Consider the following 26,738-nt stretch of genomic DNA (forward strand, 5'->3'; position numbering starts at 1 on the left):
GCCCGGCAGAAAAGCCGAGAGAAGAGGTAAGACCGTCCATGGGGCGTCGCAGCACTCAGCGGGATCTCACCGCACACACCACATCGATCAAGTGCACCCCACAGCTCCTGGACGGCATGACCGCCCTGGTCTGGGACTTCGGTGACTACCACTCGCCCACGCGCAGAGCCTGGCGCGACCTGGGCAGCACGGCCACCCGCAACAGCAAGCGGATCGCAGGGGTAGAGGACTCCGACCCTTTCCTGATTCCGTACTCCATCGCGGTCACCGTTCTCCAGCAGATCACCGACGGGTACGTGTACCTGGACAGAAACCTGGCGTTCATGGTGACGCTCAGCCCCGTGGAACCCGGCGTCCTCAAGAACGTCTTCACCTACCTGGAAGGGATCGTCCGCAAGATCCCTCTCGACGAGATCCCGTTCATGGACGAGCCCGCCCTGGCGAAACTGGTGGCCGGCGTCACGCCGCAGTCGCTCAGCCTCGCCGAGAACATCCTCGCCCAGCAGGACGGCAGGCCAGCTAGCCCTGACAGCTGGGCCTATCAGGCGGTGAAGTGGCATATCGCGAAGAGGCTGGCCGTTGAACCCCTCTTGGACACGGAAGTGGAGCCGATCCGTGAGCCGTACGAGACGAAGGACGGCATGACGAAGGAACGCATCGTCGACTGGCAGCCGTCCACCAACACCGCGGCCGTGTACTACAAACCCGACAGCGACGGCGACCTGATCGCATGGGACCACCCCATCGGCCCGCTCTTCGCCTCCCTGGCCCACCCCGTCAATCTCAGTGAAGCTGCCACCGCCCGTCCCAAGGACCCTACGAGGGCGCAAGTCCAGTACGCCATGTCCCGCGTCTCGGTGAAGATGGCCACCTACACCGCCGAGCCCAACCCCGTCCTGAACCTGAACGCACACATCCGCCGCGTCAACAACACCGTGGTCCACGCGCGCACTGCCTTGCTCGATCAAGGAACGCAGCGCCCCCTGCTGTCCCTCTCTCTGGACGGATGGGGCCTGCGCGAGGCGAACAAGCACGCGTTGGAGATCCTGGCGAAACTCGACGCCGACCGGACAGCGCTCACGGCATTGGAGGAACGCGTTGTCGACGAACGCCACCGCCTGAACCTCAGGGACGAAGACGGCAAGAGGATCGACATCCTCACACCCGCGCCCGGCACCATCCGGCCGACCATGCCCAAAACGGACTCCTTCGCTGTCGGTACCGGCGCCGGCATCTACCAGCTCTCCCTTCTCCAGGACCAGATCCGGCGCGCCTTCGGCGACACCGTCTCTCTGCTGGAGCTGAAGTCGAAGGGGAACGTCTTCGGCAAGCGGCCCCACGAACCCGCCACCTCGACGCAGGAGAAGGAGAAGAAGAAGCGAAAGAGCGACGGGGATTACATCGACCTCATCGGCAATCCCTCGCCCGACAGCATCCGGCGCTCCATCGAAGCAGCCAGCTACACCAAACTCCGCATCCTGTGTCTCTGGTACCGGGACGAGACCCTCACGCGCATGATCCATGGTCTCGCCCACCCCTATGGCCTCGATCCGGAACACATCGACCCCGACCCCACCGGAAAGGACACCACGCCTCTCGCGGAGGGCATCGAGGCAGTCTTCTGCAACGCCGAGACTCTGCTGAAGCACGGCCCTGGAAAGGAGAGGGCCTCGGACGCCGAGTCCCTCCTCAGCCAGTTCGCGGAACCGGGCGTGCTCCTCGCGGCCTGGTGTGAGACGGAGCTCCCCGTCCGCGGGGAAGAGCACGAAGGCATGAAGCCCGCCGAGGTGAAGTCCGCCCTCGCCGAGAATGACGCCAAACACCAGGTAGTACGGGAGCTCGCAAAGGCCGCAGTGCCGTCTCAGTTCTTGGTCGGCCGCACCTACGACCCGTTCACCAAGACGTTCAGCACCGTCAAGAAGCCCGCTGCTGCGTTCGAAGACCACCGCGTCTACATGGGCCAGCTGGACTTGTACCGATCATGCGGCGTGATCGACGACCGGTTCGAGCGTGCTCTCTACCCTGAAGACGACCCCTATCCGTTGCCTCGCATGGCCTTTGTGGGCATCCATGTCCGCAAGCAGGCCACCGATCGCAAGTACAAGGGACAGCCCAAGAGGATCATCACCGCCACCGCGGTGATCCCGTCCCGCAAGGCCGGCGAGACCTGGCGCATGCTCGGTTGGAGCAACATCCACCCACAGTGGGAGCACTACGCGCGGGCGCAGAGCAATTTCCATGCCTCCAACTACCCTCTGCACACGCAGGACGGCCGAGGTGAAATGCAGCGTTGGGCACAGGCCGGCGAGGACGTCCGTACCGCCCTCCAAGACCTCAGCGACGAGCTCGATGGGCTCCCGTACGCACTGATGATCGACGGCCACGCCAGCCGTCGCGTGTGGCCGGGCCTGCACAACAACAAGCAGGGCCTCACCCCGGACCCGGACGATTCGCGCCTGTGGCTTCCGGGGAGCGGCCTGCCCGCTTCCTGGAACCCCGTCAGCATCATCCGCATGAATTGCGCGCAGGCCGAGATGCCGCGACTCGTATCCGTCACCGAGAAGCTGAAAAACGGCACCACCAAGCCGCTCAAGACCTCCAGCGACCTCTACTACCCGGAAGATCGTCCCGAAGGCCATCCCTGGTTCCTGTTCACCGAGCCCCGCAACTACGGTAAGAAGCGCCACGGACAGTGGAAGACCCGCTGGCGCGCGGATCCGGGCAAGGCGTCAAAAAACGCTGACGAGCGCAAAGAAAACGAGCTCAACTCTCCCTGGTACAGCATGACCACGCGCGAAATCACTCCCATGTACACACACAGCGGGTACGAGCGCGAGGCCCTCGCCGTCGCCGCAGCCCGACTCAGCCACCAGGCACTCTCGTGGTCCGACCGAACCCGCTACCCCGCGCCACTTCACGCCGCACTGCAGATGGACCTTGGCCATCCCCAGTTCCGACGCTCCGAACCAACGGACCGCGAGAGCATCGAGATCCTCAAGGAAGCCTGCGGCACCGATGCATAATCCGGCGTCGGCCCAACCGTCGAGAGGGTGTCGTCGCCACCATGGACCGCCTCTCACCACGGCCGCCGACCGATCGAGGTGAAGCTGGCCGACACCGTGGAAGCGCCTGGCCCGGGGACGTTAGGATCACGGCCCATGGCTGCGCCCCCTCTTGAGTACACACCGGACCACGCCAGGGCCAGGGCCCGGGCCCTGGCCCTGGCCCTGGCCCAGCAATTACGAACCCTCCGGGAGGCCAGAGGCTGGAGCCGCGAGCGGCTGGCGAAGGAGGCCGGAGTCCAGCCGAGAACCCTCGCCCGGGTAGAGAGTGGCGGTGCGATCCAGCCAGGTTTCTTCACGATCGGCGCGCTGGCCGCGGCCCTGGAGGTCTCCCTGGACGACCTCTGCCGTCCGACCACGCCAACACATGGACTGTGGTCCGCCGGCTACGAGGGACGGGACATCGATTCCTTCGTGGCCTCCCTCGTCGAAAGCCGGATCGACGTCGTGGCCGACGTGCGGCTGACCCCGATCAGCCGCAAGCCGGGCTTCAGCAAGACCCGCCTCGGACAGGCACTCGCCGAGGCCGGCATCGAGTACATCCACCTCCGTGCCCTGGGCAACCCCAAGGACAACAGGGCGCCCTTCTGGGATGGCCGCCTCGGCGTGGGCCGGGCCCGCTTCCGCAGCCTGCTGCGGTCCGACGAGGCCCAGGCGGACCTGGACCGGCTGACCGAGCAGGCGAGCCTGTCCCGCGTGGCGGTGCTGTGCTTCGAGCAGGACGAGAGCCGCTGCCACCGCCATGTGGTGCTGACCGCGGTCCGCAAGCGCATCGAGGTACCTGTGGTGCAGTTGGCCTGACTTCGCCCCTTTACCCCGCACGCGCCCTTGTCCAAGGCGGCAGTCCCCGTCCAATCTGACGAGGTGTTGGGCGAAGGGGGACGCCGTGACCAGAGCATGGCAGCGCGCACGCATCATGATCACCGTCAAGACCTATCCCGAACTATCCACCCAGTATCGGGAGACGAGCTGCGTCGCCGGCATACGACTGGACCAGGGAGAACCACAGCACGTACGGCTCTTCCCGGTCCCCTTCCGATTACTGGCTGAGGAAGCACAGTTCGCCAAGTACTCGGTCGTCGAGGTCGACGTCCGGACGCATCAGGGCGACCGGCGCCCGGAGAGCCTGCGTCCGAATCTAGACACCCTCAAGGTGCTCGACCGGATACCGCCCTCCGACGGCTGGCGGCAGCGGTACGCACACGTGGAGCCGCTGGTCGCGCCCTCGCTGTGCGGCATCAAGCGGGACCAAGAGACGAACCGGACCTCGCTCGGCGTGTTCCGTCCGGCCAAGATCACGGGCTTCCGGCTCGCTCCCGCTGAGCCTTGGCCTGCCTCCAAAGCTGCCGTGGCCGATCAGATGGACCTTCTAGACCAGGACCTCCGCCGCCTGGAGTGGGTTCCCCTGGAGTTCCGCTACGCCTTCCGATGCTCGGACGACAACTGCCCCGGCCACGACATGGCGCTCAGAGACTGGGAGGCCAGCGAGTCCTACCGAAAGTTCTTGCGCAAGTACGGTGAGGCCGACGTCCGCGAGAAACTGCGTGAGCGCTGGTACGAGCGACTGGTCACCCCGAAGCGCGCCGTACACCTCTTCGTCGGCAACATCGCCGCCCATCCCAGGACCTTCATGCTGCTCGGCCTCTTCTACCCCGAACGCTCGGTGGTGGCGGGCGGAATCCAGGAGGGCTTGTTCTCTCTGTGAACGAGCCGTCGCACCCAACCGCGAGCACCGCCGGGCAGACTGCGGCCGCCTGCTCCTACCCCGCTACCACTACGTCGCGTAGCCTGTCCTGACGCGCGGATCACGGTCCCGACCAGCGGCGATCCTCCTTCCGAGGCAGCCTCCGCTGGGGAGAATGAAGGCTCGTTGGGGAGCGGCTGGGGAGAATCGACCGCGTCAAAGGGCAGCATGGCGAAACAGCCCGAAAGACGGGTCGGTGCAGATCAGAGGGTATCTACAGCCGGTTTCCGCAGGTCAGCCGCGCGCGGGCGACGACTTCAAGAAGATCTTCTCGTGGGCCGCCGTCCTCTTCGCCGCCCACCCTCGTCGGCGCGGTCTGCGGCTGGGCTTCAAGGACATGGCGGCGGCGGAGGGAAGATCGTCGAATTCCACGCAAGGGGCCCGTATCACTGCGTAACCTCGACGGCATGGGGGCACCTGCACAGCAGTCATTACCGGAAGCCCAACGTGACGACACGTGGCAACGGCTGAACGCCTACGCGTACCTCAGTGCGCCGGAGCGGCTGGAGTACGTCGCCGTGATGCGGGTCTTCTGCAGTACGCTCCTCGCCGACCTCGCCGTGCCGGACGTACTGGCGAAACTGGCGGAGTCCGGTGGGCCGACGGTCGCGTTGGACGCCGAGACGCTCACCGCCCGGCTCGAACGGCTGGTGCACTGGGGCGCCTTGCTGCGGAGCAGTCACTCCGTGAAGGCGTCGAGCATCACCGAGTACCAGCGGTCCAGGTCCCGCTACCAGTTGTCGAAGCTGGGCGAGCGGATCCAGCGGGACGCCGACGAGGTCCTCGCCGGGGCGGACGCGGCACGCGAAGTCAGCAGTGAGCTGCTGGCGCTGGTCGAGCGCGGACTGCGCGAACTGAACGACGTGGTCCAACGGCCCGGAGGGGTGGAGCCGCAGGACGCGCTGGAACGCGTCAGCACGCTGTTCGTCCAGTTCACCGAGTTCGCCGACTCCGTGCGGGACTTCTACGCCTACCTCGGACAGGTTCTGGCGCGCTACGACCTGGACAGCGCCGAGTACCAGGGCTTCAAGGAACTGCTGCTCGACTACGTCGAGGCGATCAGGGAGGACGTGGCCTTCCGCGCTCCCCGCATCGCATCGGTCCTCGACGTCCTGTGGCCGCACCTCCCCGGCCTCCTGGAACGCCTCGACGCCCACGCCCGCGGTCTGTCAGGGGTCCCGGGCACCGGCGGCCAGCCCGAGGTCCGGGTACAGCGCAGCCGGGGCCGGGAGAAGGCCGACTGGGAGGGACTGCGCGGCTGGTTCACCGATGTCGACGGGCAGGGCAGCCAGGTCGATCAGCTGCGTGACGCCACCCTGCGCGCGCTGCAGTCCTTGCTGACCAACGCCAAGCGGATGCTGCGCTCGGCCTCGGGGGAGCTGTCGCGGCGCAAGGACCTCCTGCGGCTCGCCCGATGGTTCGACGAGGCGGCTCCGGAGGATGCGCACGACATCGCGGTCGCTGCCTTCGGCCTCTACGGCGCCCGGCACCTGGGTGTTCCACCGGCTTCTGACGAGGCGGTTCCCGCCTACACCAGTTGGTGGAACGGCCCGGTGGTCGAGGTGCCGGTGGCGCTGCGCGAGCGGGGCAGTCGCGCGCAGCGGGGCCGGGCGTCGGCCATGGAGGACCACTCGGCGCAGAAGCGGCGCCTTCAGGAAGACGCCCGTGCACAGGCCGAGTCCAGAAGGGCGGCCGCGGACGAGCTGCGCAGCGCGGCCGGTCGCTTCGCCGACGTACGCCTCACCTCCGCGGGCCTCGGTCTGCTGCTGGAACTGCTGGCGACCGCGCTGGGGAACGCCCGGCTGCGGCGCACGGGAGCGGGAGACCTGGACGGGGCGGCGCAGGAGTTCGGCCTGGAGTCCGCGCAGAGCGCGGACGCCGAGCTCGGGATCCGACTCACCGTACGTCGTTCCTCGGGCGCGAGGACGGTGCTGCACTCCGCCGACGGCGACCTCGTGCTGGACGACCTGGAGCTGGAGATCGGACGCACGGCCGAAGCCGAGGTCGAAGCCGAGGGGAGCGTGTCGTGACGCTCCCTTCGGCACACGACGTGGCCCTGGCCACCGAACGCCGCGCCGCGGGGCGGCTGCTCCTCGCCCACCCCCTGGTGACGTCGGTCGGCCCCCACGCGGACCTGTTCCCCCTGATCCGACGGCACGCCGAGTGGTTGGGCAAGCGGTTCCAGCAGGTGCTCGGCTACCGGCTGCTGGTCGACACCTCCTACGCCAGGCTGTTCAAGGCCGGGTTGGGCGCCGGCGCAGGGCACCGGCTGGAGCGGTCCACCGGTGCCGCCTTCACTCCGCGCACCTATTCCTTTCTCGCGCTCGCGCTTTCCGTGCTGGTGACGGCCCCGGAACAGATGCTGCTCTCCCAGCTGGTCGCCGACATCCGGGCCGCAGCGGCCGACGCGGGCATCAAGCTGGAGGAGACGGGCCGGGCCGTGGAGAAGCGGACCCTGATCGCCGCCCTTCGCCAGTTGCTCGACTGGGGGGTGCTGGCGGAGACCGAAGGCAGTGTGGGCTCGCTCGTGCAGGACGAAGGGGGCGAGGCCCTGATCACGGTGGACCGCGAGATCGCCCGGATCATCGTCGCCGGTCCGCTCACGCAGAGCCTGGACGGGGCGGACCTGGTGAGGCGGGCTGCCGACCCCGGGTTCGGCGGTCCCCGCACCTACGTGCGCCGGATGCTCGTGGAAACCCCCGTCGTGTACCTGGACGAGCTGACCGATGCCGAGCGGGACTGGCTGCGGACCAGGCAACGCCGCGAGGCCCAGGCGTTCTCCGAGCTCCTGGGCCTCGAGGCCGAGATCCGCGGTGAGGGCGTGGCGCTGGTGGACCCCGAGGAGGAGCTCACGGACGTGCACCTGCCCGGCACCGGAACCGTCGCCCAGGCCTCGCTCCTCCTGGTGGAGCGCCTCGTGGAACGGCTGCGGCCCGCCGAGCCGGGGCACCCGGCAACGGGAGGGCGGCTCGTCATCGGGGTCGCCGTTCCGGACGGCCTGGTGGACGAGCTGCTGGCCGAGCTCATCACGGAGTACGGGCAGCGCGGCACCTGGCAGCGCAACTACCTGGAGGACCCCTCGTCGCTGCGGAAGGCGGTTCTGGACCTGCTGGGCCGGATGCGGATGGTGGCTCCCGCCGGCCCGCTCCGTTCCACGGGTCAGGGGCTGCCCGAGGGGTACGCGGACACGGTCCCGGAGGGCCGCTCCGTCACCGACGTGCTGGGCGCCCGCGCCGCTGCCACCGACACCGCCACCGCCACCACCGCCACCCACTGGGTACTCCTCGCCGCCGCTGCGCGCTACGCCACCCACGTCACCGAACGCCGGCCCGCCGGAGCGACACCCGGCATCGACATACAGCAGGAGCTGCCGCTATGACCCCGGGCGCGAACGGCACCATCCCCCTTCAGCGGTCCGCCACCGCGACCGGCACGCGCTTTCGCCTGCACCGCGCGGGCATCCTCAACGTCTGGCAGTACGACGAGCAGGAGTTCGACTTCGGCGAGGGACGGCTGCTGCTGCGCGGCAAGAACGGGGCCGGCAAGTCGAAGGCCCTGGAGATGTTGCTCCCGTACCTGCTGGACGGCGACTCGCGCGCGCTGGACGCCACGGGTACGGGCCGAACGAGCCTGGTCTGGCTGATGCTGGACGGCTTCGAGCAGACGAACCGCCTCGGATACCTGTGGGTCGAGTTCCACATGAGGACGGACGACGGTGGTGACCGGTACCTCACCCTCGGGGCGGCCATCCGGGCTTCGAAGTCGACGAAGAAGGCCGTGCCGGTCTTCTTCGTCACCCCGCTGCGGGTCGGCGAGGACTTCCACCTGGTCGACGCGGGCAGGCCCCTGCCGGTCGACCGCCTCAAGGAGGTCGTCGGCGCGGAGAACGTCACGGACCGGTCCGTCCAGCACCGCTCGCGGGTCGCCCGCGAGCTGTTCGGCATCACCGACGCAACGCGGTACCGCAACCTCACACAGCTCCTCCACCGGCTACGGCGTCCCACCGTCGGGGACCGGATCGAGTCCGGCGGACTCGCCTCCCTCCTGAGCGAGACGCTGCCGGGACTCGACGACGACGTGGTGGAGAAGGTGGCGCGCAACCTCCACGACCTCGACGCCGTTCGGGAGGAGCTCGGCCGCTTGGAGCGCACCGACCGGGCCCTTCGCACCTTCCTGGGCGACTACCGCAGTTATCTGTCCGGAGTGCTGCTCAGGACCGCGAAGCAGGTCGACGGAGAACTGGACGCGCTGGCGCGGCGACGCCTGCAGGCCGGAGAGGCTGCGAAGAGGACGGGCGCCCTGAAGGCACGCGAAGCCGAGGCCGACGCACGGCTGCACGCGCTGCGCGAGGAGGAGCAGGCCGCCCGGACCGAACTCGACGCCCTGCGTGCGAGTGGCGCGTACCGCAGTTTGGAAGAGCTGTCCGAGCGCCGGACCACGGTCGGCGCCCTGGGCACGGCGGCCGGCACGTCCTTCGCCGCGCTCGCCAAGGCGCACGACGCGGAAGAGGGTGCGGCAGACCGCCTGGCCGAGGGCATCGCGCATCTGGGCGAACGCCTCGGCGAACTGGGTACGGATCACCGCGAGCTCGTGGTGCAGGCCGAGAAGGCGGGACTCCCCACCGGGCACCTGGGCGAGGCCGTCGGCCAACCCCGAACGGACGTGGCCGGAGCTTCCACGGCGGAACTCACGGGACCTGACGCAGACGTCCACGTCGTGCGCCACCAACGGGTGGTCGCCGTGGACACCGCGGCAGCGGAATCCGCCCTGCGGTCCTGGCAAGGACAGCTGGAGGACGCCGGCGCGGTGGTCAAGCACCGGACCCGCAGGGTCCAAGAGGTGGTCGGCCTGGTGGCACGGGTGGTGGAGGAACGGGGGCGGGCCGCTGCTGCGGATGCCGAACACGAACGGCTCGAAGGGGAGGCGGAGGATGCCGCGGGCCGCCTCGAAGGCCATCGGGAGAGGGTGGTCGAGGAGAGCGGGGGCTATGTCCGTCAGGTGGAGGCTTGGCTGGAGCACGTACGGGCCGTGGCCGGCGCGGACTGCCCTCCGTTGGATCCCGTCCGCGCGACCCTCGCCCGTGAGACCTCGGTAGAGGCCCCCTTCGCGGAGCGCGTGCTGCCGCCCGACATCGACGGGCAGGCGGAGCGGGCCGCCCTGACGGTGCTGGAGCCGTACGGTGCGCAACTGACCCGGCAGCGCGACGTCCTCGCGCTGCGCGTCGCCCGGCTCACCGAGGAACGCGACCTCCTGACCGCGGAGCAGGAGGAGTGGGAGCGGCGAACCGATCCGGAGCCTCCGGTCCCCCACCACCGCTCCGCCGAACGCGGTCCGAGGACCGGAGCGCCCTTCTACCGGCTGGTGGACTTCGCTGACGAGCTGTCCCCCACCGACCGGGCGGGTCTGGAGGCAGCGCTCGAAGCGAGCGGGGTCCTGGACGCCTGGGTGACCTCGGACGGAACGCTCCTCGATCCCCTGACCCGCGACGTCCTGCTCCAGCCCGCGACCGTACTGCCGGACGGTTCGACGTTGGCCGCCGCACTGCGCCCCGCCGCCCCGTCGGACGGCGGCATCGCCCCCGAACGGGTCCAGCACCTCCTGTCCGCCATCGCCCTCGCCCCGGCCCAGGACGCCGTCGCCACCAGTTCGGTGTACTACGACGGCAGCTGGCGCCTCGGTCCCCTCCGCGGCCACCATGCCAAGGCCGGTGCCGAATACGTGGGCGCCGCCGTCCGCGCCGAGACCCGACGCCGAAGGATCGCCGAACTGGAAGTCCGGCGGGCGGAAGCGGAGGAGTTGCTGTCCGACCACCGCGGACGACTCGACGGGCTCGACGCCCTCCGCCGGAACCTGGGGTCCGCGGAACGCGACTTCCCCCGGCCGCAGTCCCTCACCCGTGCCTGGCACGAGCTCGACTCAGGGGAGAGGGACCTGCGGACCGTGACCGCCAAGGCGACGAAGGCGGCACGCCGGGCCGAGGAGGCGCGCACCCTGGCCGTGGCGGCCCGGAGCGAAGCGGAGGCGACCGCGACGGCCCACGACCTCCCCACCGACGCCGACGCCCTGGAAGGCGTACGGATCGCCCTCGCCACCCTGCTCGGCGGCATCGGAGGCATGTGCCGGGCCATCCGGGGCGTCGCCGACGGGCTGGAGCGGCACCGGGCCGATCACACCAGGTACGCACGGGCCCACCGCGACCGCCTGGAGGCAGCGGAAGGCTACGGCCTGCGACTCGGTGAACTGCGCAGGGCCCAGCAGGACCTGCGCACCCGTGAGGAAGCCATCGGCTCCTCCGAGGAGAAGATCCTCGCCCGCGAGGAAGAAGCCAAACAGCGCGTCTTCGCCGCCGCCCGGGCGCTGCCGGGAGCCCAACGGGGGCACGACGACCTCCGCGACCAGAGGGTCCGCGCGGAGGAGGAGGAGAAGCGAAGTCGCGAACTGCTGCTGGACCAGCAGACGGCCGTCATCACCGCGGGAAGCACCCTGCGCGGTGCGATCGGTCGTCCGGAGGTGATCCGTGGCGCCGGGTTGGACCGTTCCTCCCTGCCCGCACTGCTGTTGGACGACCCCGGCGCGGACGTCCGCGACCGCATCCGGTCCCTGCGCGAGCTGGCCGATGCGGTGCGGGGCGGCCTCGACCTTTCGAGGAAGGAGGTCTCGGACAGCGCGCTCCTCAACGGGCACACGGCGCTGCGCGACCAGTTGGCCGGCGGGTACGACGCGCAACTCGAGGAACTCACCGGGATCAAGGTCTGCCGCCTGGTCGATGACCACGGTCCGCACGACGTCGCCGTCGTCGGAGAACGCATTGCGGCTCGGGCCGCCGAGGCCCGCGGTCGACTCACCGAGCGCGAGAGCGAGGTGTTCCAACGCTTCCTCACCGGCGAACTCGGTGACCACCTCTCGACGCAGGTCGTCACCGCCGCCAACCTCGTCTCGACACTGAACGACACCCTCAAGACCGTACGGACCTCACACGGGCTCGGCGTGGAGCTGCAGTGGAAGCTGGACGAGGACGTCGACGCCGACGTACGGGCGGCCGTCGAACTGTTGCGCAGTCCGTCGATCCTGCGCACCCGTGAACAGGGCGAGCAGCTGCGCGAGGTGCTGCAGCGCCGGATCGAGGAAGCCCGCCGGACCGATCCGTCAGCCGGGTACGCCGCCCATCTGCGCAGCGCGCTGGACTACCGCGACTGGTTCCGCTTCTACACCTTCGTGGTCGAGGACGCCGTCCCCGGCCGCAAGCGCAAGCTCACCGGACGCACGGGACTCAGCCAGGGCGAACAGCGCGTGCTGTCCTACCTCGTGCTCTTCGCCGCGGCCGCCGCCCATTTCACCACCCTCGGTGAGTCAGCGCCGCACGCTCCCCGGCTGATCCTCCTGGACGACGCCTTCGCCAAGGTCGACGAACCCACCCACGGCCGGCTCGGCCGCATCCTCGTCGACCTCGACCTCGACTTCGTACTCACCAGCGAGAGGCTCATGGGCAATTGGCCCGAGGTGCCCTCCCTGCACATCTACGAGTGCCTCCGCGACCCGCACGCACGCGGGGTCGCCACCTTGCACTACACGTGGAACGGTCGGCATCGACGTCTGGTGTCCGTATGAGCCGGCTGCCCGCCGCCACGCGCGACTGGCTGGCCGGGCCCGGCCTCGTTCGGCTCTGGGAATCGGCGCGCAAGCGCCTGGAGAGCAATGGCCTCCGGGCCACCGGTTCGGTGCGGCTGTCCGGACTGGCGGTACAGGAGAGGAACGACCTGTCGCTGCTGCTCGGCAAGCCGCTGACGGGGGCCGTCGCGGCGGTGCGGCTCGACTCCCTCGACACCCGGCTGCGTTCCTCGGCCGCCGGCCTCGGTCTCCAGGACGTGCTCCAGGAACTCGGACCGGCTCTCACCGATCGCCGCGCCGCCCGGACGCAGGCCCTGGCGCAGCGCGATCAGGTGTGGTCCTCGCTCGCCTCGTCCCTGGAGGGTTGCCGACTCGCCGACGAGGACTGGGCCTGGCGGTGGCACGACGCGCTGCGCCGCACGGGCGTACCCCGCGGTGTGCCACCCGCAACGGCGGTCCGCACCCTCCAGCAGGCGGTCCAGGTCCTCGTCCTGCTCTTCGGTCCCGAGCGGGCCGACGCGTGGGGGCGGGGAGACCTCGCCGCCGAAGCAACCGGATCGGCCCACGGCCTGGACGACGGGACCTGGCTGGCGCGCCTCGTCCAACGGGGCATCGCCCTCGCCCACGGCATCGAGCTCCCCGACGACGCGGCCGGACGCCGTGCCGTGTGGCGGCTCGCCTCCGTCACGCCGGACGAGGTCTCCAGCACGGTGCTCGCCTACGGCCTGCGCCCCGACGGCGGAAGCTGGCGGGAACGCTCCCTGTACGAACGGGCGGTCCACCACGTGGAGACCCACCTCACCCTGCGCGACGTGCATGCCCTGCGGCTCTCGCTGCCGGCCGGCACGCTCATCCGCATCTGTGAGAACCCGCGCGTGGTGGAGGCCGCGGCCGACGCCGCCTGCGCACACCCCCTCGTGTGCACCTCGGGAAGTGCCGCGACCGTGGTCCTCGCCCTCCTCGACGCCCTGGCCGCCACCGGCTGCCGCTTCGCCTACCACGGCGACTTCGACTGGCCGGGCATAGCCCTGGCCAACCGCATGGTCCACCGCTACGGCGCGGAGCCGTGGCGGATGGGCGCCGAGGACTACGAGCAGCTCGCCGCGCGCACCCGGGCCCGCAACGTCCCGCAGCACCCGCTCGCCGGCGCCCCGACCACCGCGGACTGGGATCCGGGCCTCGCCCCCGCCATGACCGCGCTCGGCATGGCCCTCCACGAGGAAGTCACGCTCGACCTGCTCGTGGCGGACTTGGCCTGAGTCCTGCCGGACGCGTCACGTCGTGCCCGCGGCCGTGGTGTCCCGTCCGCCTATCCGATGATCGCGGCGTCCTGGCTCTTCTCCTCGAACTCGCTGAGCTCGCGCCCCCGTACCTTCGGCAGCGCGAAGACCAGGACCAGGCAGCCCGCGAACAGGACGGCCTGGAGCAGCAGGGTGCGCTGCACGGACTCGGCGAAGTCGGTGTGCAGGGCCCGGGTGGTCGCGGCCGCTACGATCCGCCGCACGGGGGCGTCGGCCGGGGCCGGGGCCTGCCGGCAGCTCGCCGGGACGGCGGTGGGGTCGGTCGCAGCGGCGCGGTCGTGGAAGCAGCTGCGGAATTCGTCGATGACGTCCTGTGCGGCGTCTCCTGTGATGTGCAGGGCGGCAAGCTCGGCCCTGAGCCCGGGGACCTCGTCGGCGGTGGCCGCGTCCGCCTGTGAGCCGAGCAGTCCGAAGAAGAAGGCGCCGAGCACCGCGATGCCGATGGAACTGCCGATCTGCTGCGCCGTGGTGAGCGTGCCGGACGCGGAGCCGGCGTCGGCCAGCGGGATCCTGGCGAGGATCAGGGTGACCAGCGGGGTGACGGTGAACCCGAAGCCGAGTCCGGCGACGAGCAGGGGGAGGAACACGTGCCGGGTCTCCAGGCCGGTGCCCCATGCGTGGACGGCCCAGGCGACGCCGAGCGTGCCGGCGATGAGGATGGTCAGCCCGATCTGCAGGGCGGCGCGTCCGAGTCGGGGCGCGAGGGCGACCGACACCCCGGAGCCGATGCCCGAGCCGAGGGCGTACGGGAGGACTGCGACGCCCGTGCGCAAGGCGCCGTAGCCGAGTCCGGACTGCAGGTAGACGCTGAAGACGAGGAAGAACGGCAGGAAGGCCCCGTAGAACACGAGGATGAGCAGCAGTCCCGAGGTGAATCCGCGGTTGCGGAAGAGGCCGGTACGGACGAGGGGGGTGCGCCCTCGGCCCTCGCGGCGCCGTTCGTACAGGCCGAACAGGGCGAGCACGGCGACTCCGGCGCCCGCCATGGCGAACAGGTGCGCGGGCCAGCCGAGTTCACGGCCTTGCACCAGGGGATAGACGAGGAGTGCGAGTCCGGCGGTGACGAGCAGGACGCCCGTCAGGTCCTGCCCGCCCGCGTCCGTGGCGCGGGACTCGGGGACGAAGCGGGCGGCGAGCACCACGGCGAGCAGCCCGACGGGGATGTTGACGAGGAAGACGGGTCGCCAGGTCCAGCCGAAGAGGTCGGCCTGGATGAGCAGTCCACCGACGAGGGGGCCGGTGATGGCGGCGAGTCCGACGACCCCGCCGAGGATGCCGAAGGCCGTGCCCCGGCGCCGCGGCGGGAAGGTGACCTGGATGACCGCGTAGACCTGCGGGTACATCAGCGCGGCGGCGAGCCCTTGCAGAAGGCGTGCCGCGATGAGCGTCTCGGCGTTCCCCGCGGCCCCGCACAGCAGTGAGGCGAGCGTGAAGGCCGCCGTGCCCAGGATGAACACGCGTTTGCGGCCGAACCGGTCGCCCAGTTCGCTGCCGGTGACGAGCAGGACGGCGAACGCCAGGGTGTATCCGGCGAGCACCCACTGGACCTGTGCGTAGCCGGCGTCCAGCCCGTCCTGGATGGACGCGACGGCGACGGTGACGATGCTGACGTCGACGAGTTGCATGAACGCCGCGGTGAGCACGATCGCCAGGACGAGCCAGGGGCGTGCCGTCGCCGCAGCCGGTTCCTTCCGGGTCCGGGAAGCGGCTTCGGTCTCGACCCCGGGCCCGGACCTACCAACGTTAGGGAGCATCTAACGATGTTAGGTAGAGGGGCTGGCGCCCCACCAGTGCACAGGGCGGAGGGGGAAGGTTTCCGGACACCCCCGTGCGTGAACAGCGACCGGCGGCCGCCGCGCTTCGCTGGGGGCCGTCGGGACTACGGCTGGTTCAGCTGCTGGGCCAGCCCGGCGAGCAGGCACTTCAGGCCGAAGGCGAAGCGCTCGTCCATGCCCGGGCGGGTAAGTTCGTCCGCCAGCGCGTGGGCGTGCGGATACCTGCCGGGGTCGAGGTCATCGAGTTCCGCCCGCAGTTCGCCGAGGTACTGGCGGGGCTCCGCCCCGCGCGCCACGGCGGCGGAGAGCGGAGACGTCTCCCACAGCACGGAACCGTGCACGAAGACCAGGGTGTTGTAGAAGCCGTAGGCCGCGGAACGGTCGTCCGTGCCGGCCGCGCGGATCCGGCCGAGCTGTTCGTCGAGGTGCCGGAGCATGCTGGGACCGACGACGAACTTGCTGGTCAGGATGCGGGCCGCATCGCGGCGGCTCAACAGGTAGCGACGGAAGCCGTGGGCGAACCGGGACAGGTGCGACTGCCAGTCCGCCTCGCCCCCGTCCGGGGCGACCTCGGCCCACTCCTCGGGCGCGAACCCGGCGAAGAGCGCCTCGGCGAGGAGGTCGATCAGGTCCAGCTTGTCCTTGACGTGCCAGTAGAGCGAAGCCGCCTGGACGCCCAGTTCGTCCGCGAGCTTGCGCATGGTGAGGGAGTCGAGGCCCTCCCGCTCGATGACCTGGAAGGCGGCCGCTGCCACGCCCTCCAAGGTGAGCGGGGCGCGGGGCGTGCGCGTCGCCGGCTTGCGCGGGCGGAGCTTCCGTCCGGACGGCAGGGAGCCCTCAGCAGGCACGACGAGCTCTCCATCCCCTGGACGCCGGTTCGCTTCGGGTGCGACCGGGCATCCCACGTCGCTGACCTTCTCAGGATCCGCACCCTACCGGACCGTCAGGAAGCGAAGCAGGAGCTGATCAGCTCGTGGTGTTCCCGGGGGCGTGGGACACGGCTCGATTGGCTCGAACTGCTCGGTCGGGCGGCGGGGAGGCGGGAAGGCGGGCCCGCCGTGTTCCTGGTGGCCCTCAGCAGTTCGGCACCCAGGTGTGGGAGCGCGGCGGGGCCGTGCCGCTCAGGTTGCTTCTCGTACGCACCTTCACGCAGCCCAGCGGCTCCTGCTGGGGCGGCTGACCGTAGTAGACGACGTCGACCTTGGTCGCGCCCTCGGTGAGGTCGAACCCGTTGTTGAAGACCGAGCGGGGCGCGCTGCGGGCCGTCCAGGGACAGGGGGCCGGGCCGTCGATCCAGTCGGCGCTGCCGTCGACCCACGAACACATCTCGCCCCGGCCGTCCTCCTCCGAGAAGAAGCAGACCGCCCCGCGCCAGCACCGTTCGTACCCCAGCGTCCCGCCGGAGTCGCCGAGGTGGAACAGACCCGAGCCCCATACGGCGCCCAGGCCGGCGGCCAGCGCCGCCGTCCCGGCCGCGATCAGCGCACTGCGCCGCCTGCGGGGTACAAAAACACGCGCGGCCGGCGGGACGGGCGGGGCGGGAGACGGTGCGGCGACCGCCGCCGCCACCCGGCTCAGCAGCGACGCGGCGGTGTGCGCGGCCCGGTCCTCGTGTCTTCGGGCCAGACAGTCGCGGACGATGTCTCGCCAGTGCTCCGGAAGTTCCGGCGACAGTCGCAGCTCCTCCTCGCCCCTGGCGTAGCGCAGCGCGGCGTCCCGGCGGGCGGCGGGAGTGCCGCCGGGCAGCGGTAGGGCGCCGGTCAGGACGACGTGGGCCAGTACGCCGAAGGCCCAGATGTCGGCCGTCGGGCGGATCTTCGTACCGCGTTCGCCGACCTCCGACCAGAGCAGGTCCGGCGGGGTGTAGTCGGGCGTGGCGAAGGCCGGGGAGTAGGCGTGGGTGCCCTCCAGCTCCGCGGCCATGTTGAAGTCGCCCAGCCGTGCCGTGCCGTCGGCCATCAGCAGGACGTTGCCCGGCTTGAGGTCGCCGTGCACCCAGCCCGCCCGATGCAGTTGGTCGAGCCCCTCGCAGACCTCGGCGAGCAGGGCGGGCCCGGTCCGTGGCACTCCGTCGACCAGCAGGGTGTCCAGGGAGCCCTGCGCCTCCTCCAGGACGAGGACGGTGGCGCCGTCGAGTTCGGGCCGTCCGGGGTCGTCGACCGTGAGCACCTCGTACAGCCGGATCAGCCGGGGCGTGCGCACCCGGCGCAGTACCTCGGTCTCGCGCTCGGCGAGCTCGACCAGGTGCCGGAGCTGGCGCGGGGTGCGGGTGCCGGTCGCGAGGACCTTGAGCGCGGCCCGGCCGGGCAGGCCCGGCTCGGGCACGGCGCGCAGGGCCGCGTAGACGCTGCCGAAGGCGCCGGCTCCCAGTAACTGCTCGACGACCCAGGGGCCGATGCGGTAGCCGGTCGGGACCCGGAGGGCGCCGGGGGGCCCGGCTCTCCCGTTCAGCGGGCGGTACCGGTCGGGGCGGCCGGCAGGGCCGCCAGGTCCGTCTCGCGGACCAGGTCGAAGCGCAGGGCCAGCGAGACCAGGGTCTCCTTCTTGCCGACCAGTCGCGGCCCCTGATCCACCGTGTCGGGGCCCGGCTTGAGGCGCAGTTTGACCGCGAGGTAGTCGATGTTCCACTGCACGGCGGCGCGGTTGGCCGCGGGCCAGGACGGCTTCAGCCGTTCGACCACCTGCTCGACGGTGGGCAGGGGCGCGTGTGGTTCGCCGCGCAGCCTCGGCTCGCAGAGCGCGGTGAGGACCAGGAAGTACCGGCTGGAGCGGTCGAGCGGGAAGGGCAGTGCGGTCGGCTCCCCGTCCGGCTCGCCGGGATCGTCGCGGTCGGCGTAGTCGTGGCGCGGCGCCCAGACGTCCAGGGTGAGCAGTTCGGAGCCGGCGGGCAGGACGAGCCGGGCGAATTCGAACGGGACCGGTGCGTCGAGGCGGCCGGGGGCGATCTTGATGTGTTCGCCGGCGCCCTCGGGGTTCTCCACCACGTACGTCGCCGAGCGGGAGAAGTTGCTGAGCGACCAGTACGTGGCCGTGGCGGTGATCTCCCCCGCCGAACGGGAGACGCCGGCGTGCGGGACGTGCAGGGCGTGCGGGCCGCCGCTACTTCCGGTGCCGGTGCTGGTGCTGGTGCTGGTGCTGGTGCGACGAAGGGGTTCACGGCCGAACCGGAGGGTCTGCCCCGGTGCCAGGCGGATCTGTGCGGCCGGGGACATGGTGGGCCCCGGAACCACGATGATGCTGTTCACGCTGCTTCCTTCCCCGAAGGTGCAGGGGAAGGTTAGCCAGCGGAATCAATCGTTCCTACAACAATGGCTCGTCCTCCGCCCTTCAGCACTCTCCTCGCCACTGGAAGCGCTCGACGGTGCGGCCCCCGGCGGGGAGGTTTCCGCGCCCCTCGTCCCAGCCGCGGTGCAGGCAGGCGCTGCCTCCCTCCCGGAAGTACACCTGCACGTGGTCGTAACCCGGCTGCGGCGTGCCGTTGTTGAAGAAGGACCTGCGCAACCCGCACGTGCTGCGGGGCTCGTCGACGGCGGAGCGGCAGACGGTGCCCGTGCCGTCCGCCCCCGAGTAGAAGCAGACGTGGCCGGGCGGGCAGTCCTGCCAGGCGGGGGGCGGCGTGCCGGTGCAGTTGTGGCTGGTGACGGTGGGCCATTCCTTCGCGTCGCCCGCGTACTCGACCCCGTCGAAGTGGACCGGGACGCGGTGGCTCTCGTCGGTGAAGTCGCCCGAGGCCAGGTAGCGCTGCTCGTAGTGCAGGTGGGACCAGGTGGAGGCGCCCGAGGTGCCGATCCGGCCGATCCGGGTGGACGGCTGGACGGCGTCGCCCTTCTTGACGTACGTCGCCGGGTCGTCCTTCAGGTGGTAGTAGGCCGTGAACCAGCCGTTGCCGTGGTTGATCTGGATGGTGTTGCCCGAACCGTTGGTCCAGTACGTGGCGGCCACCGTGCCGGCGGCGGACGGCAGGACGGGCAGCCCGTCGGAGCCGGTGTTGCCCTCCACCACGATGTCCAGCGCCGGGTTGTGGCCCCAGGTGTTCAGCTGCCAGTTGGTCCCGCACGGGAACGGCAGCTGGAACGGCGGCTTCGCCGCAACGGGGGCAGGGGCAGGGGCGGGGGCAGTGGTGGACGCGGAGGCGGAGGCGGACGCGGGCGCACCCGCAAGCACCAGCCCCGCCAGACACATCAGCACCACCGCCCGCAGCCTGCTCGGATACCGCAGCACGTCTTCCCCTCCCGGCCCCCGTGGACGGCGCCCGGACGGGCGGTCTCCCGCGCCATGCTGGGGGACGGGGCCCGGGCGGCACCACCTCGTAGCTACGAGGGTGGGGTGCGGGCGACACGGCCTACGGCTCGATGAGTCCGACCCGGATCGCGTACCGGGTCAGCTCCAGCCGGTCGCGCATCCCCAGCTTCTGGAGCAGGTTGGCCCGGTGGCGCTCCACGGTCTTGGCGCTGATGACGAGGAGGTCGCCGATCTCCTTCGAGGAGTGGCCTTCCGCGACGAGCTTGAGGATCTCCTCCTCGCGCTCGGTGATCGCCCGGGCGGGCAGCGGATCGCCCTGGCGGGCCCGGTCCAGGTAGTTGCGGATCAGGGTGGTCTCGGCCCCGGGGTAGATGAACGGCTCGTCCCGGATCGCCGCCCGGCACGCCTCGACCAGATCGCGGTCGGCGACCGACTTGGGGACGTATCCGGCCGCCCCGGCCTTGAGCGCCTCGAAGAAGTACTGCTCGTTGTCGTACATCGTCAGGATGAGGATGCGCAGCTCCGGCCGCAGTCGGGAGAGTTCCCGTGCGGCCTGCAGCCCGGTCATCCGGGGCATGGCCACGTCGAGGACGGCGAGGTCCACCTCACCGGTACGGGCCAGGGCGACGGCCTCCGCTCCGTCACCGGCCTCGGCGACCACCGTCAGGTCAGGCTCGGCGTCGAGGATGAGCCGGACTCCGCGCCGTACGAGGGCGTGGTCGTCGGCGAGCAGGACGCGGGTCGGCGCGCGTTCCGGGCTGGTCAAGGGTTCCCCTCCGAGGTCGCGGCGGCGGCCGTGGTGACGGCGGGCACGTCCAGCCGTACGTCGGTGCCGCCCTGCGGGCCGCTCCCGATGGCGAGGTCCGCGCCGATCAGCAGGGCCCGTTCCCGCATGCCCTGGATCCCCGCGCCCTCGCCGGCGGGACCGATGCCCCGGCCGTCGTCCCGTACCAGCAGCCGGACCGCCCCGCCGGGCCGGGCCGACAGGTGTACCTCGACCTCGCTCGCGCCCGCGTGCCGGGCGGCGTTGGTCAGGGCCTCCTGGGCGACCCGGTAGACGACGAGTTCGGCCGCTTCGTCCAGCGGGGGCACGTGCGGGCCGATGACGTGCCGCACGGTCAGCGACCCGCTGGTGAACTCGGCCGTCAGCGCGCGCACGGCACTGTGCAGCCCGAGCTCCTCCAGGACCCCCGGGCGCAGCCTGCGGGCGATGCGGCGGATCTCGTCCAGGCTGGTGCGGGTCGTCTCCTGCACCTGGCGGAGCTCCTCCCGCAAGGGGGCCGGGGCGCGGTCGGCGGCGTGCTTGAGCTGGAGCAGGACCGCGGTGAGGGTCTGGCCGACCTCGTCGTGGAGTTCCTGGGCGATGCGCCGTCGTTCGGCTTCCTGCGCGGAGAGGGCGCGGGCGCTGCTGCCGGCCCGTTCGGCCTCCAGCCGGCCCAGCATGGCGTTGAAGGAGGTGGTCAGCTCGACCACTTCGGCGGGGCCCTCCACCCGGGCCCGGCCGCCGGGGCGCAGCAGGTCGACCGCGCTCATCGCGCGGGTCAGCCGGCCGAGCGGTGCCAGGCCGATCCGGAGCAGGGCGGCGTTGGCGATCAGCATGGCGGCCAGGCCGGCGAGCAGCACCACGGCCTCGCCGAAGAGGACCGGGGTGGAGACGGTGACCGGGCCGAACAGCAGCAGGACGGCGGTGACGAGGACGGCCGCGTTGAGCAGGAAGATCCGCCAGTACAGCGACACGGGCGTCCCTCCGCTCGTTCCGGGATCCGCCGCTCCGGCGGACCGTCTGCTTCCACTATCCCCGCCGTTACGCTCCCGCACCTGCGGTGACCTGCGGTGGGACCGGTGTCCCCGCTTCAGCCTGTCGTCCGCCGGGCCGCTTGTCCATCCGTGCCGACACCCATATCCCACCCCCTGTGCGAGGTGGCACCATGAGCCCGCGCAGCAGCCGGAGCCCGCCTTCCGCCGGAGCTGCGCCCGCACCACCGTCGAACACGAAGCAAGGGGGGACAGAGCTGTGCCTGCTCCACGGATGAGCACCACGCCACTGCCCGGCATCGGGGTCCAGTACGACCTCACCACCCGCGAGCGGCGCCACCTGTCGGTGATCGCCCACCGCGACGGCACCCGTACGGTGAACGTCTACCGCGCGGACGATCCCGACGCGTGCGCCCAGTCGCTGCACCTGTCCGGGGCCGAAACCACCTCGCTGATCGACGCCCTGATGCCCGCGCACCACAGCCCCAACCTCCTGCACACCACCGACCTCGGGTTGGTCGCCGAGCGCATCGAGCTGTCGGCGCACTCGTACTGGAACGGCCGGCTGCTGGGCGAGACCCGGATGCGGACGGAGACGGGCGTCTCCATCGTGGCGGTCCTGCGGCGGGCCGAGGCCCGCCCCTCCCCCGCACCCGACTTCCGCCTCGCCGGCGGGGACACGCTCATCGTGATCGGCACCCGCGAGGGCGTCGACGCGGCGGCCTCCATACTCGGACGGGAGTGATCGCCTGTGCACTCTGCTCTCTTCCTGATCGAGTTCGGTGCGATCATCCTGGGACTGGGTCTGCTGGGCAGGCTCGCCGGGCGCTTCCGCTTCTCCCCGATACCCCTGTACCTGTTGGCCGGTCTCGCCTTCGGCACGGGCGGGTTGCTGCCCATGGGCGCGAGCGAGGAGTTCGTGGCGATCGGCGCCGAGATCGGCGTCATCCTGCTGCTGCTGATGCTGGGGCTGGAGTACACGGCCACCGACCTGGTCTCCAACCTCAAGACCCAGTACCCGGCCGGGCTGGTCGACTTCACCCTCAATGCCGTACCCGGCGCGGTCGCCGCGCTGTTGATGGGCTGGGGCCCGGTGGCCGCCGTGGTCCTGGCGGGGGTCACCTGGATCTCCTCCTCGGGCGTCATCGCGAAGGTGATGGGTGACCTCGGCCGCCTCGGCAACCGCGAGACCCCGGTCATCCTCAGCGTCCTGGTGCTGGAAGACCTGGCCATGGCCGTCTACCTGCCCATCGTCACCGCGCTGCTGGCCGGGGTCGGCCTCGCGGCCGGCAGTCTGACCCTGGCGATCGCCCTCGGCGTGGCGGGCGCGGTGCTGTTCGTGGCCGTCCGCTACGGGCGGCTCATCTCCCGGTTCGTCTCCAGCGACGACCCGGAGAAGCTGCTCCTCGTCGTCCTGGGCCTGACCCTGCTGGTCGCGGGCATCGCCCAGCAGCTGCAGGTGTCCGCCGCGGTCGGCGCGTTCCTGGTCGGCATCGCCCTGTCCGGTGAGGTGGCCGAGGGTACGCACACCCTGCTCAGCCCGCTCCGGGACCTGTTCGCCGCGGTGTTCTTCGTCTTCTTCGGCCTGCACACCGACCCGGCCAGCATCCCGCCCGTCCTGCTGCCGGCGCTCGCGCTCGCCCTGGTCACCGCCGCCACGAAGATCGCCACCGGGTACTGGGCCGCGAAGCGCGCCGGAGTCGGGGTCAAGGGCCGCTGGCGGGCCGGCGGAACCCTCGTCGCCCGCGGGGAGTTCTCGATCGTCATCGCCGGTCTCGCCGTCACCGCCGGCATCGAACCGGCCCTCGGGCCGCTGGCCACCGCCTACGTGCTGATCCTCGTGGTGATCGGGCCGCTCACCGCCCGCTACACCGAGCCGCTCGCCGCCTGGTTCCGGGGGCGGCGCACCGTGAGCACCCCGCTGCTCTCGGCCGTGCCCTCCCCCGCGCGGTCCCCGGAGACCGTCGCGGAGCCGGCTCCCGACCAGGATCCCGCCGGACGGCCGTAGGAGCGGCGGCCGGGCCGTCAGGGCCGGGCCGCAGGCTTGGACCGGTGGGCCGTACGGGGCTCCGCGCCCAGCCGGTTCACCGCCAGCGCGGCCACGACCAGCCCGGCCGCCAGCACGAGCCCGTTGGGAAGCGTGACCCCGGCCACCGCGCCCCACAACCCCAGGAACACGGCCAGCCAGGCACCGGCCCGCCGGTACGCCCGGGGCAGCTGCGGGCTCTGCGGGCTCTGCGGTGACCGCGGGCCCTGCGGCAGCCTCGGGGGCCTCGGGCGCCCTGCGCCGGGGCTCCGGTCGGGGCCTTCGGCCCTCGTATCGTCGGATCGCGGCATGCGCGGCACGACCCCGCTCCTCTCCGTCGACCGGGCGACGGCGCGGGAGCGGGCTCCCCGCGGGGGCGCGGGCCGCTCCACGTCAACGCCGTCGGGACATGGGGGTGTTCGCCGTCCGGGCGGGTCCGCGAAGCGGCCGGCGGCCGGACCTCGCAGCGGGCGGGCGGCGCGCGGGGCGCCACGGGCCCGGGGGGCTCCGGACGGTGGCCGGGAGGGGCTTCGCGGACACCTCTAGCATCGCCCGGCCCACCGCCGCCGCACATCGGGGCCGGCACCCATCTTGGGCACCCCTCTTCGGCACCCGCCCTTCGGCACCGGTCAGCAGATGCGCGGCAACTGCTCCCCGATCGGCAGGTCGACCACGCGGGTGCCGCCGAGGGCGGTGCGGGCCACGACCAGGCCCGGGTGGGCGTCGACGGCCTCACCGATCACCGCCGCGTGGCGGCCCAGCGGATGGGCGCGCATGGCGTCGAGGACGGCGTCGGCGTGCTCGCGGGGCACGAAGGCGACCAGCTTGCCCTCGTTGGCCACGTAGAGCGGGTCGAGCCCGAGGATCGCACAGGCGTTGGCGACGGCCGCGGGGACCGGGACGCGGCCCTCGTGGATCACGACACCGGTGCCCGAGGCGGCCGCGATCTCGTTCAGGGAGGCCGCCAGACCGCCCCGGGTGGGGTCGCGCAGGACGTGGAGGTCCGGGGTGACCGCGAGCATGCTCCGGACGAGGCCGCCCAGGGCCGCGCAGTCGCTCTGGACGTCCACGCCGAATTCGAGTCCCTCGCGGACACTCATGATCGCCACGCCGTGGAGACCGATCTCACCGCTGACGATGACGACGTCTCCGGGTACGACGCGCTGCGGGCGCAGGTCCACCCCGTCGGGGATGACGCCGATGCCCGCGGTGTTGATGTAGATGCCGTCCCCGTGGCCCGCTTCCACGACCTTGGTGTCGCCGGTCGCGACCTCCACGCCCGCGGCGCGCGCGGCCGCGCCCATGGCCTCGGCCACGCGCGCCACCACCGACATCTCGACGCCCTCCTCCAGGATGAACCCGCAGGACAGGTACTCCGCTTCGGCTCCGCTCATGGCCAGGTCGTTGACCGTGCCGTTGACCGCGAGGTCGCCGATGGAGCCGCCGGGGAAGAACAGCGGCCGCACCACGTAGGAGTCGGTGGAGAAGGCCAGCCGGACCCCGCCCAGGGAGACGGCCGCGGAGTCCCCGAGCTGGGCGAGCACGTCACCGCCGAAGGCCGGGGCGAAGAGGTGCTGGACCAACTCGGCGGAGAGTGCTCCCCCGCCGCCGTGGCCCATCACCACGCGGGGGCGGTCGCGCAGCGGGGCCGGGCAGGTCCAGCCCGTGACGTCGAGTGCGGTGTCAGACAACGGGGCTCGCCTCCAGCGGGGCGCTCGCAGCGGTCGGGGCGGTCGCGGCGGCGGGCACGGTTCCCAGCTCCAGCCGCCGGTAGAGGTAGTACGCGGCGCAGGCGCCCTCGCTGGAGACCATGGTGGCGCCGAGCGGGCTGCGCGGGGTGCACAGCGTGCCGAAGGCCTCGCACTCGTGCGGTTTCAGCAGCCCCTGGAGCACCTCGCCGCTGCGGCACTCGGCCGGTTCACGGGTGTTGATGCCGGTGACCGAGAAGCGGTGTTCGGCGTCGAAGTCCCGGTAGCGCTCCGATAGCCGCCAGCCGCTGTCGGGGATGACGCCGATGCCCCGCCAGGCCCGGTCGGTGACCTCGAAGACGTCCTCCAGCATGGCGAGGGCGGCCGGGTTGCCCTCGGGGCGCACGGCGCGCGCGTAGGCGTTGTCGACGGTGTGTTCGCCGCGCTCCAGCTGCCGTACGGCCCGGCGTACGCCTTCCAGGATGTCCAGCGGTTCAAAGCCCGTCACCACGATCGGCACCCGGTGGCGCGCGGCCAGTTCGGGGTACTCGCGCACGCCCATCACGCTGCACACGTGCCCGGCGGCGAGGAAGCCCTGGACCCGGCAGCTCGGCGACTGCATGATCGCCTCGATCGCCGGGGGCACCCGGACGTGGGAGACCAGCAGGCTGAAGTTGGGGATGCCCAGCTTCTTCGCCTGGTGGACGGTCATGGCGTTGGGCGGCGCCGTGGTCTCGAAGCCGATGCCGAAGAAGACCACCTGGTGCTTCGGGTTCTCCTGGGCGATCCGCAGCGCGTCGAGCGGGGAGTAGACGACGCGTACGTCGCCGCCCTCGCTGCGCACCTGGAACAGGTCGCGCCCGGTCCCGGGCACCCGGAGCATGTCCCCGAAGGAACAGAAGATCACATCGGGCCGGGAGGCGATCTCCAGCGCCTTGTCGATGACCTCCAGCGGGGTGACGCACACCGGGCAGCCCGGGCCGTGAATCAACTCCACTAGTTCCGGCAGCAGTTGATCGATCCCGTGTCGGATGATGGTGTGGGTCTGGCCGCCGCACACCTCCATCAGGGCCCAGGGGCGGGTCACGGTGGCGTGGATGTCGTCCAGCAGCCGGCGGGCGAGGGCGGGGTCCTGGAACTCCTCGATGTACTTCACGGCTGGACTTCCTCCTGCGGTGCGGCGAGGACGGGCGTGGGTTCGGGTTCGGGACCGGGATCGTCGGCGAAGGGCCAGGGATCGCCGCCGGCCGCGGCGGCCTGCTCCCACGGATCGCCGAACTCCTCCTGCAACATCCCGAGTTGCGCGAAGAGTTCGAGGGTCTGCTTGGCCGACTCCTCGTCGAGGCGCTGGAGGGCGAAGCCCACGTGGACGATGGCGTACTCGCCCACCTGGAGGTCCGGCAGGTACTCCAGGCACACCTCCTTCTGCACACCGCCGAAGTCGACGGTGGCCATGCGGGTGCCGTCCTTCTCCCCGATGTCGAGCACTCTGCCGGGCACCGCCAAGCACATGGGCTTCTCCTTGCTGTGGGTGTGT

The 26,738-nt window shown here is 71.2% G+C and carries 20 protein-coding genes; 9 read left to right on the forward strand and 11 right to left on the reverse strand.

Annotated elements, in window-relative coordinates:
* Nucleotides 1–116: 116 nt before the first annotated feature.
* From OG386_RS11630 to OG386_RS11660, 7 genes are all read left to right on the forward strand, one after another.
* Nucleotides 117–3,023, forward strand: coding sequence for an RNaseH domain-containing protein (locus OG386_RS11630; RefSeq protein WP_328788089.1), 2,907 nt, complete (start codon nt 117–119; stop codon nt 3,021–3,023).
* A gap of 135 nt (nt 3,024–3,158) precedes the next feature.
* A complete protein-coding gene (locus OG386_RS11635; protein ID WP_328788090.1) occupies nt 3,159–3,863 on the forward strand; it encodes a DUF488 family protein, N3 subclade in 705 nt (234 codons plus the stop codon).
* 115 nt (nt 3,864–3,978) lie between these two features.
* Nucleotides 3,979–4,767, forward strand: coding sequence for a hypothetical protein (locus tag OG386_RS11640; RefSeq protein ID WP_328793221.1), 789 nt, complete (start codon nt 3,979–3,981; stop codon nt 4,765–4,767).
* A 446-nt stretch (nt 4,768–5,213) separates the two neighbouring features.
* Nucleotides 5,214–6,836 carry a TIGR02677 family protein gene (locus OG386_RS11645; protein WP_328788091.1) on the forward strand — a complete coding sequence of 541 codons (1,623 nt, stop codon included), beginning with the start codon at nt 5,214–5,216 and terminating at the stop codon, nt 6,834–6,836.
* Nucleotides 6,833–8,185: a TIGR02678 family protein gene (locus OG386_RS11650; RefSeq protein ID WP_328788092.1), complete on the forward strand. Its 1,353-nt coding sequence runs from the start codon at nt 6,833–6,835 to the stop codon at nt 8,183–8,185. The genes OG386_RS11645 and OG386_RS11650 overlap by 4 nt, the downstream gene beginning before the upstream one ends.
* A complete protein-coding gene (locus OG386_RS11655; RefSeq protein ID WP_328788093.1) occupies nt 8,182–12,414 on the forward strand; it encodes a TIGR02680 family protein in 4,233 nt (1,410 codons plus the stop codon). Before OG386_RS11650 ends, OG386_RS11655 begins: the two co-directional genes overlap by 4 nt.
* Nucleotides 12,411–13,673 carry a TIGR02679 family protein gene (locus OG386_RS11660; protein WP_328788094.1) on the forward strand — a complete coding sequence of 421 codons (1,263 nt, stop codon included), beginning with the start codon at nt 12,411–12,413 and terminating at the stop codon, nt 13,671–13,673. Before OG386_RS11655 ends, OG386_RS11660 begins: the two co-directional genes overlap by 4 nt.
* Nucleotides 13,674–13,723: 50 nt before the next feature.
* Here OG386_RS11660 and OG386_RS11665 read toward each other — a convergent pair whose 3' ends face one another.
* The 7 genes from OG386_RS11665 to OG386_RS11695 form a co-directional block, all read right to left on the reverse strand.
* Nucleotides 13,724–15,469 carry an MFS transporter gene (locus OG386_RS11665; RefSeq protein WP_328788095.1) on the reverse strand — a complete coding sequence of 582 codons (1,746 nt, stop codon included), beginning with the start codon at nt 15,467–15,469 and terminating at the stop codon, nt 13,724–13,726.
* Between the two features lie 125 nt (nt 15,470–15,594).
* Nucleotides 15,595–16,338 carry a TetR/AcrR family transcriptional regulator C-terminal domain-containing protein gene (locus OG386_RS11670; protein WP_328788096.1) on the reverse strand — a complete coding sequence of 248 codons (744 nt, stop codon included), beginning with the start codon at nt 16,336–16,338 and terminating at the stop codon, nt 15,595–15,597.
* A 226-nt stretch (nt 16,339–16,564) separates the two neighbouring features.
* Nucleotides 16,565–17,941 carry a serine/threonine-protein kinase gene (locus OG386_RS11675; RefSeq protein ID WP_328793222.1) on the reverse strand — a complete coding sequence of 459 codons (1,377 nt, stop codon included), beginning with the start codon at nt 17,939–17,941 and terminating at the stop codon, nt 16,565–16,567.
* Nucleotides 17,938–18,735 carry an FHA domain-containing protein gene (locus OG386_RS11680; RefSeq protein WP_328788097.1) on the reverse strand — a complete coding sequence of 266 codons (798 nt, stop codon included), beginning with the start codon at nt 18,733–18,735 and terminating at the stop codon, nt 17,938–17,940. The genes OG386_RS11675 and OG386_RS11680 overlap by 4 nt, the downstream gene beginning before the upstream one ends.
* A gap of 82 nt (nt 18,736–18,817) precedes the next feature.
* Nucleotides 18,818–19,711 (reverse strand): peptidoglycan DD-metalloendopeptidase family protein, encoded by an 894-nt coding sequence (locus OG386_RS11685; protein WP_328788098.1) that lies wholly within the window; start codon nt 19,709–19,711, stop codon nt 18,818–18,820.
* A 121-nt stretch (nt 19,712–19,832) separates the two neighbouring features.
* Nucleotides 19,833–20,498: a response regulator transcription factor gene (locus tag OG386_RS11690; protein ID WP_328788099.1), complete on the reverse strand. Its 666-nt coding sequence runs from the start codon at nt 20,496–20,498 to the stop codon at nt 19,833–19,835.
* Entirely contained in the window at nt 20,495–21,469 is a 975-nt protein-coding gene (locus OG386_RS11695; RefSeq protein ID WP_328788100.1) for a sensor histidine kinase, read from the reverse strand. Before OG386_RS11695 ends, OG386_RS11690 begins: the two co-directional genes overlap by 4 nt.
* Nucleotides 21,470–21,761: 292 nt before the next feature.
* On the opposite strand from OG386_RS11695, the gene OG386_RS11700 reads away from it, so the two are divergent.
* Both OG386_RS11700 and OG386_RS11705 read left to right on the forward strand, forming a co-directional pair.
* The gene (locus OG386_RS11700) at nt 21,762–22,232 is read left to right on the forward strand and encodes a cation:proton antiporter regulatory subunit (RefSeq protein WP_189745948.1); all 471 of its coding nucleotides are present in this window, start codon (nt 21,762–21,764) and stop codon (nt 22,230–22,232) included.
* Between the two features lie 6 nt (nt 22,233–22,238).
* Entirely contained in the window at nt 22,239–23,495 is a 1,257-nt protein-coding gene (locus tag OG386_RS11705) for a cation:proton antiporter (protein ID WP_328788101.1), read from the forward strand.
* 17 nt (nt 23,496–23,512) lie between these two features.
* Here the strand turns inward: OG386_RS11705 and OG386_RS11710 are convergent, their stop codons facing one another.
* The 4 genes from OG386_RS11710 to OG386_RS11725 all read right to left on the reverse strand — a co-directional run bounded on the left by OG386_RS11710 (nt 23,513) and on the right by OG386_RS11725 (nt 26,713).
* Nucleotides 23,513–23,824 carry a hypothetical protein gene (locus tag OG386_RS11710; RefSeq protein WP_328788102.1) on the reverse strand — a complete coding sequence of 104 codons (312 nt, stop codon included), beginning with the start codon at nt 23,822–23,824 and terminating at the stop codon, nt 23,513–23,515.
* Between the two features lie 318 nt (nt 23,825–24,142).
* On the reverse strand, nt 24,143–25,204 hold the full coding sequence (gene hypE / locus OG386_RS11715; RefSeq protein ID WP_328788103.1) for a hydrogenase expression/formation protein HypE: 1,062 nt from the start codon (nt 25,202–25,204) through the stop codon (nt 24,143–24,145).
* The gene (gene hypD, locus OG386_RS11720) at nt 25,197–26,357 is read right to left on the reverse strand and encodes a hydrogenase formation protein HypD (protein ID WP_328788104.1); all 1,161 of its coding nucleotides are present in this window, start codon (nt 26,355–26,357) and stop codon (nt 25,197–25,199) included. Before hypD ends, hypE begins: the two co-directional genes overlap by 8 nt.
* Nucleotides 26,354–26,713 (reverse strand): HypC/HybG/HupF family hydrogenase formation chaperone, encoded by a 360-nt coding sequence (locus OG386_RS11725; RefSeq protein ID WP_327382516.1) that lies wholly within the window; start codon nt 26,711–26,713, stop codon nt 26,354–26,356. Before OG386_RS11725 ends, hypD begins: the two co-directional genes overlap by 4 nt.
* Between the last annotated feature and the right edge of the window lie 25 nt (nt 26,714–26,738).

It is taken from the genome of Streptomyces sp. NBC_00273 (assembly GCF_036178145.1).
Taxonomy (GTDB): domain Bacteria; phylum Actinomycetota; class Actinomycetes; order Streptomycetales; family Streptomycetaceae; genus Streptomyces.